At 67.8% G+C, this 13,923-nt stretch carries 12 protein-coding genes and 4 pseudogenes; 10 read left to right on the top strand and 6 right to left on the bottom strand.

Going from position 1 to position 13,923, the window contains the following annotated elements:
- Positions 1 to 39: 39 nt before the first annotated feature.
- Positions 40 to 531, bottom strand: a pseudogene (locus AAW14_RS39965) (lamin tail domain-containing protein); the annotation flags it as partial.
- Between the two features lie 352 nt (positions 532 to 883).
- Positions 884 to 1,432 (bottom strand): SMI1/KNR4 family protein, encoded by a 549-nt coding sequence (locus AAW14_RS38190; RefSeq protein WP_265569070.1) that lies wholly within the window; start codon positions 1,430 to 1,432, stop codon positions 884 to 886.
- A 390-nt stretch (positions 1,433 to 1,822) separates the two neighbouring features.
- Between AAW14_RS38190 and AAW14_RS38195 the strand changes: the two genes are divergently transcribed.
- The gene (locus AAW14_RS38195; protein WP_265569071.1) at positions 1,823 to 2,179 is read left to right on the top strand and encodes a hypothetical protein; all 357 of its coding nucleotides are present in this window, start codon (positions 1,823 to 1,825) and stop codon (positions 2,177 to 2,179) included.
- 213 nt (positions 2,180 to 2,392) lie between these two features.
- A complete protein-coding gene (locus AAW14_RS38200; protein ID WP_265569072.1) occupies positions 2,393 to 2,707 on the top strand; it encodes a hypothetical protein in 315 nt (104 codons plus the stop codon).
- Between the two features lie 130 nt (positions 2,708 to 2,837).
- On the opposite strand, the pseudogene AAW14_RS38205 reads toward AAW14_RS38200, so the two are convergent.
- A pseudogene (locus AAW14_RS38205) lies at positions 2,838 to 3,981 on the bottom strand (IS3 family transposase).
- Positions 3,982 to 4,272: 291 nt separating this feature from the next.
- On the opposite strand from AAW14_RS38205, the gene AAW14_RS38210 reads away from it, so the two are divergent.
- The 5 genes and pseudogenes from AAW14_RS38210 to AAW14_RS38230 all read left to right on the top strand — a co-directional run bounded on the left by AAW14_RS38210 (position 4,273) and on the right by AAW14_RS38230 (position 9,685).
- A complete protein-coding gene (locus AAW14_RS38210) occupies positions 4,273 to 5,367 on the top strand; it encodes a DUF1996 domain-containing protein (protein ID WP_265569073.1) in 1,095 nt (364 codons plus the stop codon).
- Positions 5,368 to 5,471: 104 nt separating this feature from the next.
- Complete coding sequence (locus AAW14_RS38215) at positions 5,472 to 7,229, top strand: discoidin domain-containing protein (protein WP_265569074.1); 1,758 nt, start codon at positions 5,472 to 5,474, stop codon at positions 7,227 to 7,229.
- Between the two features lie 15 nt (positions 7,230 to 7,244).
- A pseudogene (locus AAW14_RS38220) lies at positions 7,245 to 8,157 on the top strand (glycoside hydrolase family 3 protein); the annotation flags it as partial.
- A gap of 169 nt (positions 8,158 to 8,326) precedes the next feature.
- On the top strand, positions 8,327 to 8,548 hold the full coding sequence (locus AAW14_RS38225) for a fibronectin type III-like domain-contianing protein (RefSeq protein ID WP_265569080.1): 222 nt from the start codon (positions 8,327 to 8,329) through the stop codon (positions 8,546 to 8,548).
- A gap of 96 nt (positions 8,549 to 8,644) precedes the next feature.
- Positions 8,645 to 9,685 (top strand): LacI family DNA-binding transcriptional regulator, encoded by a 1,041-nt coding sequence (locus AAW14_RS38230; protein ID WP_265569075.1) that lies wholly within the window; start codon positions 8,645 to 8,647, stop codon positions 9,683 to 9,685.
- Positions 9,686 to 10,099: 414 nt separating this feature from the next.
- On the opposite strand, the gene AAW14_RS38240 is transcribed toward AAW14_RS38230, so the two are convergent.
- Together AAW14_RS38240 and AAW14_RS38245 are read right to left on the bottom strand one after the other, a co-directional pair.
- On the bottom strand, positions 10,100 to 10,228 hold the full coding sequence (locus AAW14_RS38240) for a hypothetical protein (RefSeq protein WP_265569081.1): 129 nt from the start codon (positions 10,226 to 10,228) through the stop codon (positions 10,100 to 10,102).
- 166 nt (positions 10,229 to 10,394) lie between these two features.
- Positions 10,395 to 11,066 carry a mechanosensitive ion channel domain-containing protein gene (locus AAW14_RS38245; protein WP_265569076.1) on the bottom strand — a complete coding sequence of 224 codons (672 nt, stop codon included), beginning with the start codon at positions 11,064 to 11,066 and terminating at the stop codon, positions 10,395 to 10,397.
- Between the two features lie 290 nt (positions 11,067 to 11,356).
- On the opposite strand from AAW14_RS38245, the gene AAW14_RS38250 reads away from it, so the two are divergent.
- Positions 11,357 to 11,845 (top strand): hypothetical protein, encoded by a 489-nt coding sequence (locus AAW14_RS38250; protein WP_265569077.1) that lies wholly within the window; start codon positions 11,357 to 11,359, stop codon positions 11,843 to 11,845.
- A gap of 83 nt (positions 11,846 to 11,928) precedes the next feature.
- Here AAW14_RS38250 and AAW14_RS38255 read toward each other — a convergent pair whose 3' ends face one another.
- Positions 11,929 to 12,363, bottom strand: coding sequence for a hypothetical protein (locus tag AAW14_RS38255; protein WP_265569078.1), 435 nt, complete (start codon positions 12,361 to 12,363; stop codon positions 11,929 to 11,931).
- Between the two features lie 89 nt (positions 12,364 to 12,452).
- Here AAW14_RS38255 and AAW14_RS38260 point away from each other — a divergent pair.
- Together AAW14_RS38260 and AAW14_RS38270 are read left to right on the top strand one after the other, a co-directional pair.
- Positions 12,453 to 12,743: pseudogene (locus AAW14_RS38260) on the top strand (GTP-binding protein); the annotation flags it as partial.
- Between the two features lie 173 nt (positions 12,744 to 12,916).
- Positions 12,917 to 13,786 carry a trypsin-like serine peptidase gene (locus AAW14_RS38270; RefSeq protein ID WP_265569079.1) on the top strand — a complete coding sequence of 290 codons (870 nt, stop codon included), beginning with the start codon at positions 12,917 to 12,919 and terminating at the stop codon, positions 13,784 to 13,786.
- The last annotated feature ends 137 nt before the right edge of the window (positions 13,787 to 13,923 follow it).

Below are 13,923 nucleotides of genomic sequence, written 5' to 3' on the forward strand. Positions count from 1 at the left end.
CACCTGGAGTTTATCGAACAGCCCAAATGAGATGACCTCTTAGAAACTCAGGTGACCCAACTTCCACATCATTAACGGGTACGACCGAAAACCCTCGCCCCGACGGCAGTCACCGAATGACTGCGACGCACCGGCCATGAGAGTCGGTGCGCCTCGGTGTTCGGCTGGGTGTCGGTGTTGGCTTACTGGGCACACCGACACGATGGTGGAGTGGTCAGTGGTGGTCGCCGCTGCGGTGACGGGGCCCCAGGAGACGGCGTCGACGAAGCTGCCGTGGTCGTCGCGCAGGGTGGCGGTGTCGGAGCGGTTGTTCCACACGTAGTTGAGGCGGTCCTGGTACAGGTCCGTGCGGCTGTTGCGGCCGATTCCGGTGTGGACGCGGACGGTGGCGCGGCCTTCCAGGCGGTAGTGGTGGAAGGTGTAGGTGTGGCCGGCCCGGTCGGACAGGGTCCAGCCGTCCAGGTTCACCTCGCGGCGGGTGTCGTTGGTGATGTCCACCCACTCCGCGTTCGGGGAGCGCAGGGAGCGGTCTGTCCCACGGCACCAAGTCTGAGTAGGCGCTCCACAACCGCACGAGACCAAGCGGGGAACAGCAGGAAATAACACTGAAAGCAACCGAACTCGACGAGGCCGCAGCCAAGCAAAGCCCGACGGCAGTAAATGACGGCACCAGAGCCGTACGCATGGGGACCTTGGCGGTAGCAGGAAAACTGCCTTGAGCCCTTGGAGTAGCAACGCGGCAGCGCGCATGCAGCCAAGAATGAACTCCTAAAGCGGTGGTCAGTGTGAACTGTGCCATCGGTGATGCAGATCTCTCGATCTGGGGCTGTCGAAACGCAGGTATCGCGGCGGGAGGTTACCCGAGGCACGCCGTCATTCAAGGTCACGTTGCATCAGACCAGGGCATGCCCTCCACCCAGTGACGGACCCAGCCCGCAAAGCCGGACTCGCCGGTGGTGAAACCGAACTCGGACCCAAACGGTCCGGCCCCTTCGCCGGAGATGTTCCAGACGTGTCCACGGTGGGGCCCTGCGACGATCAAGTGCCAGTACATGCCGCAGCCGTCAGTGCCCAGCACGAGCGACCCGTGGTCGAAGACGGGATCCAGCCTCGGACCCAGTTCGTCGTCCGGTATATCGTCCTCCTCCCACAGCCACATCTCCGTAAGCGGGAACGGCTTGGCCAGCTCACGGACCGGGCGGTCGTCACCCCAGTCATCGGGTAGCTCGGCCAGCGGCACCAGGCCGTAGTCGGGCGGGCCGAAGCTGCAGCCGTCGGCTATCTCCGCGACACAGGTCCGGTAGGGCTCGGGCAACGTGATTCCGTGTTCCGTCTCGAAGGCGCGGACTGCCTCCCAGCCCAGGGGCTCCCCGGTGTCAAAAGCCGCCCGGAGCATGGCCCGGTCTTCGGGGCGAGCGTGCTCGGTGTCCATGCGGCACATAGCTATCACCTGCCACTATCGGATCACGAGGTGGGTGGCCCCAGAGCGTCTATCAGGCTCGATGCGGCGAGCCTCCGCCGATTACGTCTGTTCCTGGCAAACACGGGTGTCTAGAAGATCAGGCAGGAGTTCGGCGATGGCTGCAGTACAGCAGCGAAGCAAAGCAACCACAGCAATCGACCATGACCGGCAGTGCCTCTGAAGGGCCTCGCGGCGACCTCTATGACCGTCGTTGACCGACCTCTGTAGAGCTACGGATCAGAAAGTCCAGCCGTCACGACCGTTGCCCCATCGGCGACCAGGGCCGGGGTGCCATCTGGGTGCCAGCACTGTGCTCAACGACGCCGCCCGTACTTCCCTTCGCAGAGGCCAGGACCGATCATGACGTTCATGGTGTCCAGCATCGTCGTTCAGTACACCGATCTCCTACGGACCAGCGGGTACGACCTCTGGGACAGGTTGCGAGAGCTGTTGAAGGGCCAGGGGCTCGACCCGAACCGGACGGTAGTCGTCGACCTCCTGCAGGAGGGCCCAGACCACGAGGATGGGCAGGTCATCTCCGCCGACGGCAGGGTCTTCAAGTTCAGTCTCTTCTACAACCGGGCATCCGCGGACGGCGCCCAGAGCGCCATGCTTCATGGCTGGACCGACATCACTGACCGCTGGCGGACCGGATCACGGGCTGCTCTCACTGCGGGCGCCTTCGCATGGATGGACCAGCTCGAAGAGCAAGGTTGATCTACAGGGCGAGCGGGGAGTCCGGCACTCGCTGCGTGTCTAACTGCGTGACAACGCCGACGAACAGCAGCGGACGAGCGCAGACGCCCTTGGACGATCGCCGCAGGTGAGTGCCACACCAGCCCAGGCAGCGCCCCCGCCCAAGTTGCTTCGGGACGAAGAGGTCGAGGCTTGACGGTGGTCAAGGGCCTGCCTCGCAGTCATGATCTGCCCATGGACGAGTACGCATGGCCGAGCGTCGCCAAAGTGTCGGCGGAGATGCGCCATGAGAGATGGGCGGCGACCGTCGCGGCTCTGCCCTTGGGGGCCTCGATCGCTGGCGAGGTCATCGGACGTCAGCCCTTCGGGGTCTTCATCCGTGTCGACGGCGTTCCGGAGGCCATGGCGCTGGCCGAGATCACGGCGATGCCGCAGGGGATAGACCTGCCCGCGTTAGGGGCCCGCGTCATCGGGGAGATCATCGGGCACGCCGAGCACAACCACCAGGTGAGGGTGCGGCTGCAAGAGCGGGAGACGCCTGCCGAGTGACAGTTCTCGGGCCGTCGCCGGGCCGTGCGAGGTCAGCCGACGCCGACCAACAACGACAGAAGCTGAGCTGCCCCGAGTTTCGTAGAGTCCGCGGACTGTCCCAAGTTGGGTGGAGTCGAGTTGCTTGGTTTCAGGCTACTGGTGGCGTGCGGAGTTCGTACTCCACCGGGCTGAGCATGCCCAGCGCGGAGTGCCTGCGCTGTCGGTTATGGAAGATTTCCAGGTACTCAAAGAGTGCGGTGGACAGCTCCAGCCGGGTCCGCCACCGTCTGCGGTTGAGCAGTTCGACCTGGACCCGGGCCCAGAAGGATTCCATCATCGCGTTGTCCACGCAGTCCCCGATGGAGCCCATCGAGGGCAGCAGGCCGGAGGCCCTCGCGCGCTGGGTGAACGCCCAGGACCCGAACTGCACTCCGTGGTCTGAGTGGATGATGGTGCCGCCGGGCTGCGGGTTGCGGTTGCCGATGGCCATGGCGAGGGCGTTGGTGGTCAGTGCCGCGGTGGGTGAGGCGTCGATCGACCAGCCCACCACGCGTCGTGAGAACGTGTCCAGAACGACCGCGCAGTACACCTTGCCCTCAAAGGTGGGGTGCTCGGTGATGTCGGTGACCCATAACTGGTCCCGGGCGTGCCGGGTGAAGTTGCGCTCCACCAGGTCGGAGACGGACGGGGTCACGTGCTTGGCGCGGGGGCGCCGGTTGCCGGGCAGGCCATGCAGGCCGGCGCGCTGCATCAGCATCTCCACGGTGCTGTGGCTGACATGGATGTTCAGGCCCAGACCGAGCTCCGCGTGGACCCGGCGGGAGCCGTAGGTGCCGCGGAAGGCGGTGTGGATGCCCACGATGGCCTCGGTCAGCAGGCGTGCTTGACCAGGCGGTTCGACGGCGGCCGGTCACGCCAGGCGTAGTATCCGGACTCTGCGACATGCAGCACCCGGCAGGCCAGCTGCACCGGCAGTTGCTCACGGGCCCTCACGCGGATGGCTTCGAACCGCCTTTTGGGGACGTCACCTGGCCCAACAGTTCGGCAGCCCGCCGGTGGATGGCCAACTCAGCTTCCAGCTCGGCGATACGCTTGCGGGCCGCAGCGAGCTCGGACTGGTCGCTGCTCGTCGTATCGGGCAACTGCCCCGTATCGATGAGGTGCTGGCGACGCCAGACATAGATCGTCTGGTCACTGATGCCGAGAAGTCGGGCGACCTCGGCTGCCTTCCTGCCGGATGCGACAAGATCGAGAACCTTGCGGCGCAATTCGGGCGGACAACTGCGGGGCATCACGGCCTCCGAAGGCTGCTGGATCGTCAATTGTCCAGCAACCCGACTCCATTAGAACCGGGGCATACCATTTCATGTGTCGCCAGCGTGTCCGCGTTTTTGGAGTTGGTCGCTCAACTCCCTTTGCGATCTGAGCCGTTGCTGTGAGGACGGTAGGCATAAGGGATCCCCCTCCGGTCCGCAGGTCGCTTGACACTCAGGCGTAACCGCGTTGACACTCCGGGATGGGAGAGCGCTCTCCCTGCTCCATGACCGCACGACCTCGCCTTCCCCTATCTTCAGGAGGTCTCCATGCCACGGAGATCGAAGATTCTGTCAGGCGCGCTGATCGCAGGTGCGCTGCTGCTGACCTCTGTCGACCTGGGTGGCGCCGCCGCAAGCGCCGGAGCGTCCACGTCCGAGAACGAAGCCGTCGTGTCGTCCGCGGCCGTCCATGAAGGTCACACCATGGCGGTGTCGACCGTGTCGTCGCCAGAGGACCCGCACGGTGACGGTTACATTCCGGCGAATCCGCCGGTCACCGGGGTGACCCCGTCCACGCAGGATCCGCCGCACCGCTACTTCCACGAGTTCCAGGCCAACTGCTCGGTGTCGCACACCGTCCCGGACGACCCGATCGTCTACCCGCGGCAGCCAGGCAAGTCCCACGACCACACGTTCATGGGCAACACGTCGACGAACGCAGACAGCACCACGGCCTCCCTGGACGCGGGAGCCACCACGTGTAAGGCGCCCGGGGACAAATCGGGTTACTGGATGCCCACCCTGTTCAACGGCGACCAGAAGGTGCTTCCCGTCGGCCCCCAGACGATCTACTACAAGGCCGGTGTGACCGACTACACCAGCGTGCGGTCCTTCCCCAAGGGGCTGAGGTTCGTCGTGGGCAGCCCGATGCAGAGTGCCGACGAGTTCCGCCACCACCCCGGCTTCGTAGAGGGCTGGGAGTGCGGCGACAGCTACTTCAACGTCAACTTCCCCACCGACTGCCCAAACCGGGCCGACGTCCAGCTCAACATCCGCTTCCAGGCCCCCAGCTGCTGGGACGGCAAGTACCTCGACACCCCCGACCACAGGAGTCACATGGCCTACCCCGTGGTCAAACCCGGCACCAACGACAACGTCTGCCCCGCCGACCACCCGGTGGCCGTGCCCATGATCGAGTTCAAGATGGCCTTCCCTGTCAACGGGGACCTCTCCCGATTGAGACTGGCCAGCGGGCCTAGCTACTCCTTCCACTACGACTTCTTCAACGCCTGGGACGACCCCACGCTCAAGGCACTGGTGGACCACTGCATCGTCGGCGGCCTGCAGTGCGACGCACGCGGCTACGACCAGACACACCCCGAGGCGGGCGCGGCGCTCGACGCCAACTACCAGCTGCCCTGAACGGGCCGCACCCCTCCCTCCCCGTATCCGGGCGGTCCGGTCGCTCGCCTGCCCCGCTGCGGCCGGACCGCCCACCTCCCTACCCCACACCAGAAGAGGACACCATGTCCCGATCCCGCACCCGCATCCGCACGCGCCGGCTCCTGGCTCCCCTGACCTCCGGCGTCCTGACCGTCGGCGCTCTTGCCGCCCTCCCCGCGACCGCGGCCCACGCCGCCGGAAGCGTCGTGAAGGTGACCGGCACCCAGGGCAACTGGCAGCTGACCGTGGACGGACAGCCCTACCAGATCAAGGGCCTGACGTGGGGCCCGGCCGTCTCCGACGCGGACAAGTACATGCCCGACCTGCAGTCCATGGGCGTCAACACCATCCGCACCTGGGGCACTGACGCCTCCAGCAAGCCGCTGTTCGACTCCGCCGCGGCCCACGGCATCAAGGTCATCGCCGGATTCTGGCTACAGCCCGGCGGCGGCCCCGGCGCCGGCGGATGCGTCAACTACATTACCGACACGACGTACAAGAACCAGGTGCTCGACGAGTTCCCCAAGTGGGTGCAAACCTACAAGGACAACCCGGGCGTTCTCATGTGGGACGTTGGCAACGAGTCCGTACTCGGCCTGCAGAATTGTTACAGCGGCGACGAGCTGGAAAGACAACGCAACGCCTACACCACCCTCGTCGACGACATCACCAAGAGGATCCACAGCATCGACCCGAACCACCCGGTGACCTCCACCGACGCATGGGTCGGCGCCTGGCCGTACTTCAAGAAGAACGCGCCCGACCTCGACCTGTACGCCGTCAACTCCTACAACGCCGTCTGCGACGTCAGGTCCGCCTGGCAGCAGGGCGGGTACACCAAGCCGTACATCGTCACCGAGACCGGCCCTGCGGGAGAGTGGGAGGTGCCCCACGACGCCAACGGCGTACCCCAGGAGCCCACGGACCAGGCCAAGGCCGACGCCTACACCCGCGCGTGGGGCTGCATCACCGGGCACAAGGGCGTGGCACTGGGCGCGACGATGTTCCACTACGGCACCGAGTACGACTTCGGCGGCATCTGGTTCAACCTGCTGCCGGCCGGCCAGAAGCGGCTCTCCTACTACGCGGTCAAGCGCGCCTACGGAGGGGACACCTCGCACGACAACACCTCGCCCGTCATCTCCGACCTGAGCGTCGAGGGCGGCGCCGGCAACGTGCAGGCCGGCCGCGACCTGATCCTGGACGTGCAGGCCACCGACCCCGACGGCGACCCCATCAGCTACGAGGTCCTCGACAACAGCAACTACATCGACGGAAGCAAGCAACTCGCATCCCTGCCCTCCACCAACCTGGGCGGCGGCCGGCTGAAGATCACAGCGCCCGACCGGCCCGGCGTGTGGAAGGTCTACGTCAAGGCGACCGACGGCCACGGCAACGTCGGCGTGGAGACCCGCTCGATCAAGGTGGTGCCGCCCGCGGTGAACGGCACGAACATTGCGCTCGGCAAGCCCGCCACGGCCTCGTCCTTCCAGGGCAGCTACGGCGACTGCCCGTGCACCGCGGCGAACGCGGTGGACGGCAACCTCAGCACCCGCTGGGCCAGCGACTGGAGCGACCCGCAGTGGCTCCAGGTCGACCTGGGCGCGCGCACCTCATTCAAGCACGTACAACTGGTGTGGGAAGCCTCCTACGCCAAGGCCTACACCATCCAGACCTCCGACGACGGCCAGAACTGGAAGACCGTGCAGACGGTGACCGACGGCAACGGCGGCGTCGACGACTTCGACGTCAGCGCAACCGGCCGCTACGTCCGCGTCAACGGCACAGCGCGCGGCACCGGTTACGGCTACTCGCTGTACGAGTTCGGCGTCTACAACTGAAGACACGGCGCGATCCTGGGGTGGGAATGCACTACGAGGGGGCGGGGATGCACGACGCAGAGCAAGTTCGATCGGCTGATCGGCAAGCTCACGCTTCAGGCGAAGGTCAGACTGCTCACCGGGGCCGACACCTGGCGCACGGCGGGGGAGCGGGCCATCGACCTGCGGCCGTGGGTGATGTCGGACGGACCGGCCAGCGTGCGCGGGCCGTCGTGGGACGAGCGGAGCACCGCTGTTCTGCTGCCCTCGGCCACCGCGCTCGCCGCCACCTGGGACGACCCGCTGGTCGAGCGACTCGGCTCCCTTCTCGCCCTGGAGGCACGGCGCAAGGGCGTGCACGTGGTCCTCGCGCCCAACCTCAACCTGCACCGCAGCCCGCTCGGCGGCCGGCACTTCGAGTGCTTCTCGGAGGATCCCGAGCTGACCGGCAGGATCGGAGCGGCGCTGGTGCGCGGCATCCAGGCGCACGTCGTGGCGGCCACGGCCAAGCACTACGTGGCCAACGACTCCGAGACCGACCGGCTGACCGTGAACGTGCGGGTGGGCGCGCGGGCGCTGCGCGAGGTGTACCTCGCGCCGTTCGAAGCGGCCGTAGCGGCGGACGTCCGGTTCGTCATGGCCGGCTACAACGCGGTCGACGGCGCGACCATGACGGCCAACCCCCTGCTGTCCGATCCGCTGCGGAGCGAGTGGGGGTTCGACGGCGTCGTCGTCTCTGACTGGGGAGCGGCACGGACCACCCTGGACACCGCGCGCGCCGGGCTGGACCTGGTGATGCCCGGACCGGACGGGCCGGGGGCAGGCGCTGGTGCGCGCCGTGGAGGAGGGACACCTCGCGCAGCACGTCGTAGACGACAAGGCGCGGCGTCTGCTGAGGCAGGCCGACTGGCTCGGCGTGCTGGGCCGGCCCCTCCCCGGACGCCTGCCTACTGGTTCGGACACGGGCTGGGCTACACCACCTGGGCCTACGAGGAACTGACCGGGCCGCCCGCGGTCCGGGCGGGCGAGTCGTTCACCGTGCGCGTCCGGCTGCGCAACACCGTGCGCGCGCCGGCCGCGAGGTCGTCCAGGTATATCTGGCCCGGCCCGGCGCCGCACTGGAATACCCCGAGCGGTGGCTCGCGGGATACGCGGTGGTCCACGCCGGCCCGGGAGAGACGGTGACGGCGCAGGTGCCCGTTCCTGCCAGGCTGCTGCGCCACTGGGACGAGCGGGCAGGCCGCTGGCGCACCGAGCCGGGACCGTGCCGGGTGCTGGCGGGCCGCTCGGCGGGAGACCTGCCCCTGAGACTGGAGGTGGACCTGCAGCCCCGTGATTGAGCAGCTCGCACCGTGACACGCACCCAGGCCAGCGCGCGGCCCGGGAGACGGAGAGCGCTCTATACGGTGTCGCTGGCCTGCCCCTAGGGTGCCGTCATGAGCAAACAGGCCCCGACCCTGGAAGACGTCGCCCGGGAGGCAGGCGTGTCCCGGGCGACCGTCTCCCGCGTCGTCAACGGCGTCCGCAACGTGGACCCGGCGATCCAGCAACTGGTGCGCCAGGCCATCGAACGGACCGGCTACGCACCCAACCGGGCCGCCCGCGCTCTGGTGACCCGGCGCGCCGAGACCATCGCGCTCGTGGTCTGCGGAGCCGGCGACCCCCCACACGACACCCACGAAGCCTTCGCCGCCAGGGCCTTCGCCGATCCCTTCTTCGGACGGGTGGTCTCGGGAGTCGTCGGATTCCTGCGCCCGCGCTCCATGCATCCGGTGCTGATGTTCGCCGAGTCGGCCGAGGACCGGCACGAGGTGCTGACCTACCTGCGGCAGGGCCGGGCCGACGGCGCGCTCGTCGTCTCCACCCACGCCGACGACCCGCTGCCCGCGCTGCTGGCCGAAGCGAACCTGCCGGCCGTGCTGTTTGCCAGGCCGGCACGCCCCACGCCGCTGAGCTATGTGGACCTGGACCACCGCGACGGCGGACGGCTCGCTGCGGAGCATCTCCTGGCACGCGGCTGCCGCAGACCGGCCAGCGTGGCCGGCCCGCTCGCCGTGACCGCGAGCCAGGAGCGACTTGCCGGGTTCCGCGACACCATGGCCCGCAACGGCCATCCGTACCTGCCCGTCGCCGAAGGCGGCTTCACCCTCGACAGCGGCGTCGCGGCCATGGGGCAGCTGCTCGACGAACACCCGGACGTAGACGGCGTGTTCGCGGCCAACGACCTCATGGCCCAAGGTGCCTGCCAGATACTCCGCGAGCGGGGCAGGCGAGTGCCCGACGACGTCGCGGTTATCGGTTTCGACGACTCCGGCATCGCCCTGTCCTGCCGCCCCCCACTGACCACGATCCGCCAGCCGGTCGAACAGATGGCCGCCGAAATGGTCCGCATCCTCGACGAACACATCACAGGGGAGCGCCTCGAACCGACCTGCGTCGTCTTCGATCCCGAATTGATCGTGCGCGAGACCGCATAACGGACCTCTACATCGCCGGCCGTCCGCTGTGGCCGGATGGCAGGTGCTGCCTTTGCCGCGGGGGAGCTTCCCGGGCCAGCCGTCCGTCCAGGCCCGGACGCCACGGCGGCTGCGGGGCCGGTTCCGCCGGCGCGGGCGGTCGGCGGCCGCCAACCGCGAAGAAGTCGGCGAGCGGCAGGGCGGCGGCGCCCACAGTCACCGCGCCCGGTCCGAGCTGGCCGAGCTCGATGCTGACGTGCGCGGCGGGATGATGCAGGGCCTGGGCGAGGGCGTGCGTGCGCGCCGACTCCAGGAAGCGCGAGCCGAGCTGCAGTCCGGCCCATCCGCCGACGACTGCTGGACGTGGACGTTGTCTTCCGGGAGCAACGGCAGGCCTGAGGCGCGCATGATGTCCTTGGCCTTCTTCATCTGCGTCTACGACGTGCGCAGGGCGTCGACGATCCGCGTCACCTCCTCCGCCGGGAGGAGCAGGTCGAGGTAGGCGGCCGCTGCCGGGAAGTCGTGCTCCTCCGGGTCGTCGAGCCACAACTTGGTCCATTCCACAGCGCCGCCCCCCTGTTCGCGTGTCTGGCGCATCGTTCCGGGCGACCAGCGTGGGACCGCAAGCAGGTCCCGGACCCCCGCCGCGCCCCAGGGTCATTGGAACCGCCGGAGCACTCTCGGCGAGTCCCCCGAAGGCCGTCGGCCGGCTGCGGCTAACCGTTAGCCGTCACTCCGCGAGAGCCTCGCGAGCGGGCGGGCCGATGGCGGCACCGAGCACGGCGTTGTTGGGCAGCAGCACTGGGCCGTCCTCCGTGCGGAGTTGGACGAACAGCAAGGTCATGTCGGTCACCTCGCCCTCGATACGGCCTCCGAGAGGTCCGGACTGAATGCTGATCCGCTCACCGATCGTGAAGGGGTGCGAGATGAGCAGCACCAGACCGGCGCAGATGTTGCCGAGGACCGGCTGGGCGGCGATCCCGAGGATCACTCCGGTCAACGCGCCGCCCAGCAGGAGCTTCTCCCACGGCACCCGGATCAGGCTGAGCGCGCCGAGGATGACCAGCGCGTAACCGAAAAGCAGACAGATGACCCGCAGGGCCGCGGACCGGCTGTCGCTGATCCGCCCCGCCAGAAGCTTCACCAGATCGTCCGTGGCCCCGCGCACCGCGAACAGCGCGGCCACCAGGAAGACACCCGCGCTGATACCGGCGACCACACGGAATGTCACCGACTCGTGGCTGTGCGCACTGCCCAGTACGCCACCGTAGTTGAGCGACACGACGAGCCCGCCGACGGCGAGCGACGTGGTGACGACGGCCCGCCGGGTGCGAAGCACTCCACGCCAGTGCAGGCCCTGCCCGAGCACGACGCCACCTGCGCGTACGTGGTTGCCTTCCATCTCCGCCCCCTTGTGATGAGCCTGTCGCGGGGCACAGTACTTCACACCCCGCACGACCACTGGGAGCCGGTAGCCCCCCGCCCACTCAGGCCGGCACACCTCATCCAGGCGGGGCGGCGAACCGCGGCGGGGCCGCGACGTCGATGAGGTTCCGACGCCGTGATCACACCAGCCACATCGAGATCATCTCAGCCGCTGGTGCGGTGCGCCGCAGCCACGACTGTGCGCGGAGAAACACGTCGACTCGCTCTTCGCAGGAGGCGCCGCAGCCGTGAATCCCCATAGATCGAATGCATGGGACGAGAGGCGCCGTGGCAGGTCAGATCTGGGTGTCACTCATATCCTTGGGGGGCGTCGTCCTCGGCGGCTTGTTGTCCTACCTCGTCCAGCACAGGACTCAGTTGTCGGCGGAACGTGCTGAACAGCAACGGCAGCAGATCGCCTTGTCAGAGACCCGGCGCGGCGAACGGCTGGCGTTGCTGGAGCGGTTCATCGACGTGGCGGCCGAGGCGGAACGCTCCGCGTTCAGCCGGCCTCCGGAGTTCAACGACACCCACGCCTGGTACCTCAAGACCCAGGACATCATGAATCGGCTGTGGGTTACGGAGCGGCTCATCCGCATCCAGTTCCCCTTGCCTGTGCATGACGCCGCGCGCGCGTACTTCCTCGATCTCAACCGGACCGTGTGGGAAGGCTTGCCCGATGGTGAGAGCGTGCGGGACTACCTGGAGGCCAACCGACTGATGTTTCTCGACGCGGCCCGAGCGGCCATGGGATGACCCATGGCCGGCCCCCGAAGATCTTCTACCGGACAGCCTTCAGCTGACCTGGGTCTTCCCCGTGCCGAAGCAGTCGGTGGCCCTCAGGTGTGGGAGAAGCCGGATTCGGCCTCGTGGGCCGGCGGGGTGGTGGTGAGCCGGTCGACCGTGTTGCCGATGGCGGTCAGGAGGGATTCTGCGAGATCCCGTCCGAAGCCCTCGCGGACCACGATGCGTAGTAGGGCGATGTCCTGGGCGTTCGGCGGCATGGTGTAGGCGGGCACCTGCCAGCCGTGGCGGCGCAGTTCGTCGGAGACGTGGAAAACCGTGAACCGGCTCGGGTCGGTGAGCTTGAACGAGACGACGGGGATGTCGGTGCCGTCGCTGATCACGTCGAAGACACCGAGCTTCGCGATGCCGTCGGCAAGATAGTGCGCGGTGTTCCGCAGCCCGGTCATGATCTTGGTGTAGCCCTCCCGGCCCAGGTGTAGGTCTCCGAGCCCGGGCACATCGAGGCCGGCCGGACCGCTGTCTGCCACCACTGACGGGTGTACGGTCGGTTCGGTTTCCCCTGTCACAGTGGGTCATGACACGACTCTCCCTTCCGGTCCGTGTCCTGTCACCGGGCCGCCCTCAGGTGACGGGCCCGTGGTCACAGGCCGGCTCCGTCGCACGCTTCGAGCCCTCCGCCGCCCGCGACACCGACAGCCCGGGCGGCCAGGAACTGGTCTTCATCGGCACGCACCTGCACCCGGACGCACTGGACGCGGCCCTGACCGACTGCCTCATGGCCGACCACGAGAGCCTGCCGAGCGCGGACCCGTTCCCCGCCTGGGACACCTACGGCACCAACGACACGTGCGAGCACGAGCATCCCGAGACCTTCGGAGGTGGGAGGGCAGGGTCTGGACCGCGGTGACCAGCGCGTCCCGGACGCTTTCGGCTGCCGTGGTCGCCCGGCAGGTGCAGGAGCATGACGTAGCGGGTGGCGCACTCGACCAGGGTGCCGATGGTCGACCCGGGCGGTGGCTTGTGACGGGAGCCTCCCGTTGAAGCACCTCCCGATTTCCCGGCCGCGTGGATAATGACCTTGTGCGATCGCTAGCCAGGAATTCGATACTGCCCCTGACGCTGGTCATCGTCGGGGCGGCCGCAGTGGTGGGCGACGCAGCGGAGAAAACCCATACGGCCAAAAGCAGCGGGCGCAGCGGTTTCGGTAAGTCCGGCGAGCCGGGCCAGTCCCCGCAGGGGCAGGACCAGGACTTCCCCGCGACGGCGCCGGCTAAGGACGGCCACGCGTACACCCCCCGTAGGACCGAGGAGAACGCCCGGATCGGCGCGCTCTTCGAGAAGGACGACCAGGGCGCCCACTTCTGCACGGCGAGCGTGATGCAGAGTCCGGGCCGGAACATGCTGATCACCGCGGCCCACTGCGCCTTCGACGCCGACTCCGGACAGCCGCTGAACGACCTGGTCTTCGCCCCCGGCTACCGCAACGGCGATGAACCCACCGGCCTGTGGAAGGTCAGCAAGGTGGTCGTCGACGACCGCTGGGCCAAGTCGCAGGACGAGGACCTCGACGTCGCCTTCCTCGTCCTCGACCAGAAGGACGGCAAGGACATCCAGGACGTCCTGGGCGGCAACACCCTCGGCATGAACCGCGGCTTCAACAACAAGGTCAAGATCACCGGCTACCCCACCGGCCGCGACACCCCCATCTCATGCCAGAACCGCACCACAAAGTTCAGCGACACCCAGCTGCGCATCCAGTGCCCCGGCCTCGAGGACGGGACCAGCGGCAGCCCCTGGCTCGCCGACTACAATCCCAAGAGCCATACCGGCACGGTCATCGGCGTCCTGGGGGGCCACGAGGGCGGCGGCGACCAGGACGATGTCTCCTACGCCGCGTACTTCGACGACGACATAGCCAAGCTCTACCGGCGCGCCCGGGACGAGGACTGAGGCCAGTTCAACCGCACCCCGCTCACGGCCCGCCGCCAGCCGGAGTTCATGCCCACCCAGCCCGATCCAAACGATCACGTTCGGAAAGCGGATGGCGTCTAAGAGGTCATCTCATTTGGGCTGTTCGATAAACTCCA

Origin of the sequence: Streptomyces hygroscopicus, assembly GCF_026168105.1 — a bacterium.
GTDB lineage: Bacteria > Actinomycetota > Actinomycetes > Streptomycetales > Streptomycetaceae > Streptomyces > Streptomyces hygroscopicus_D.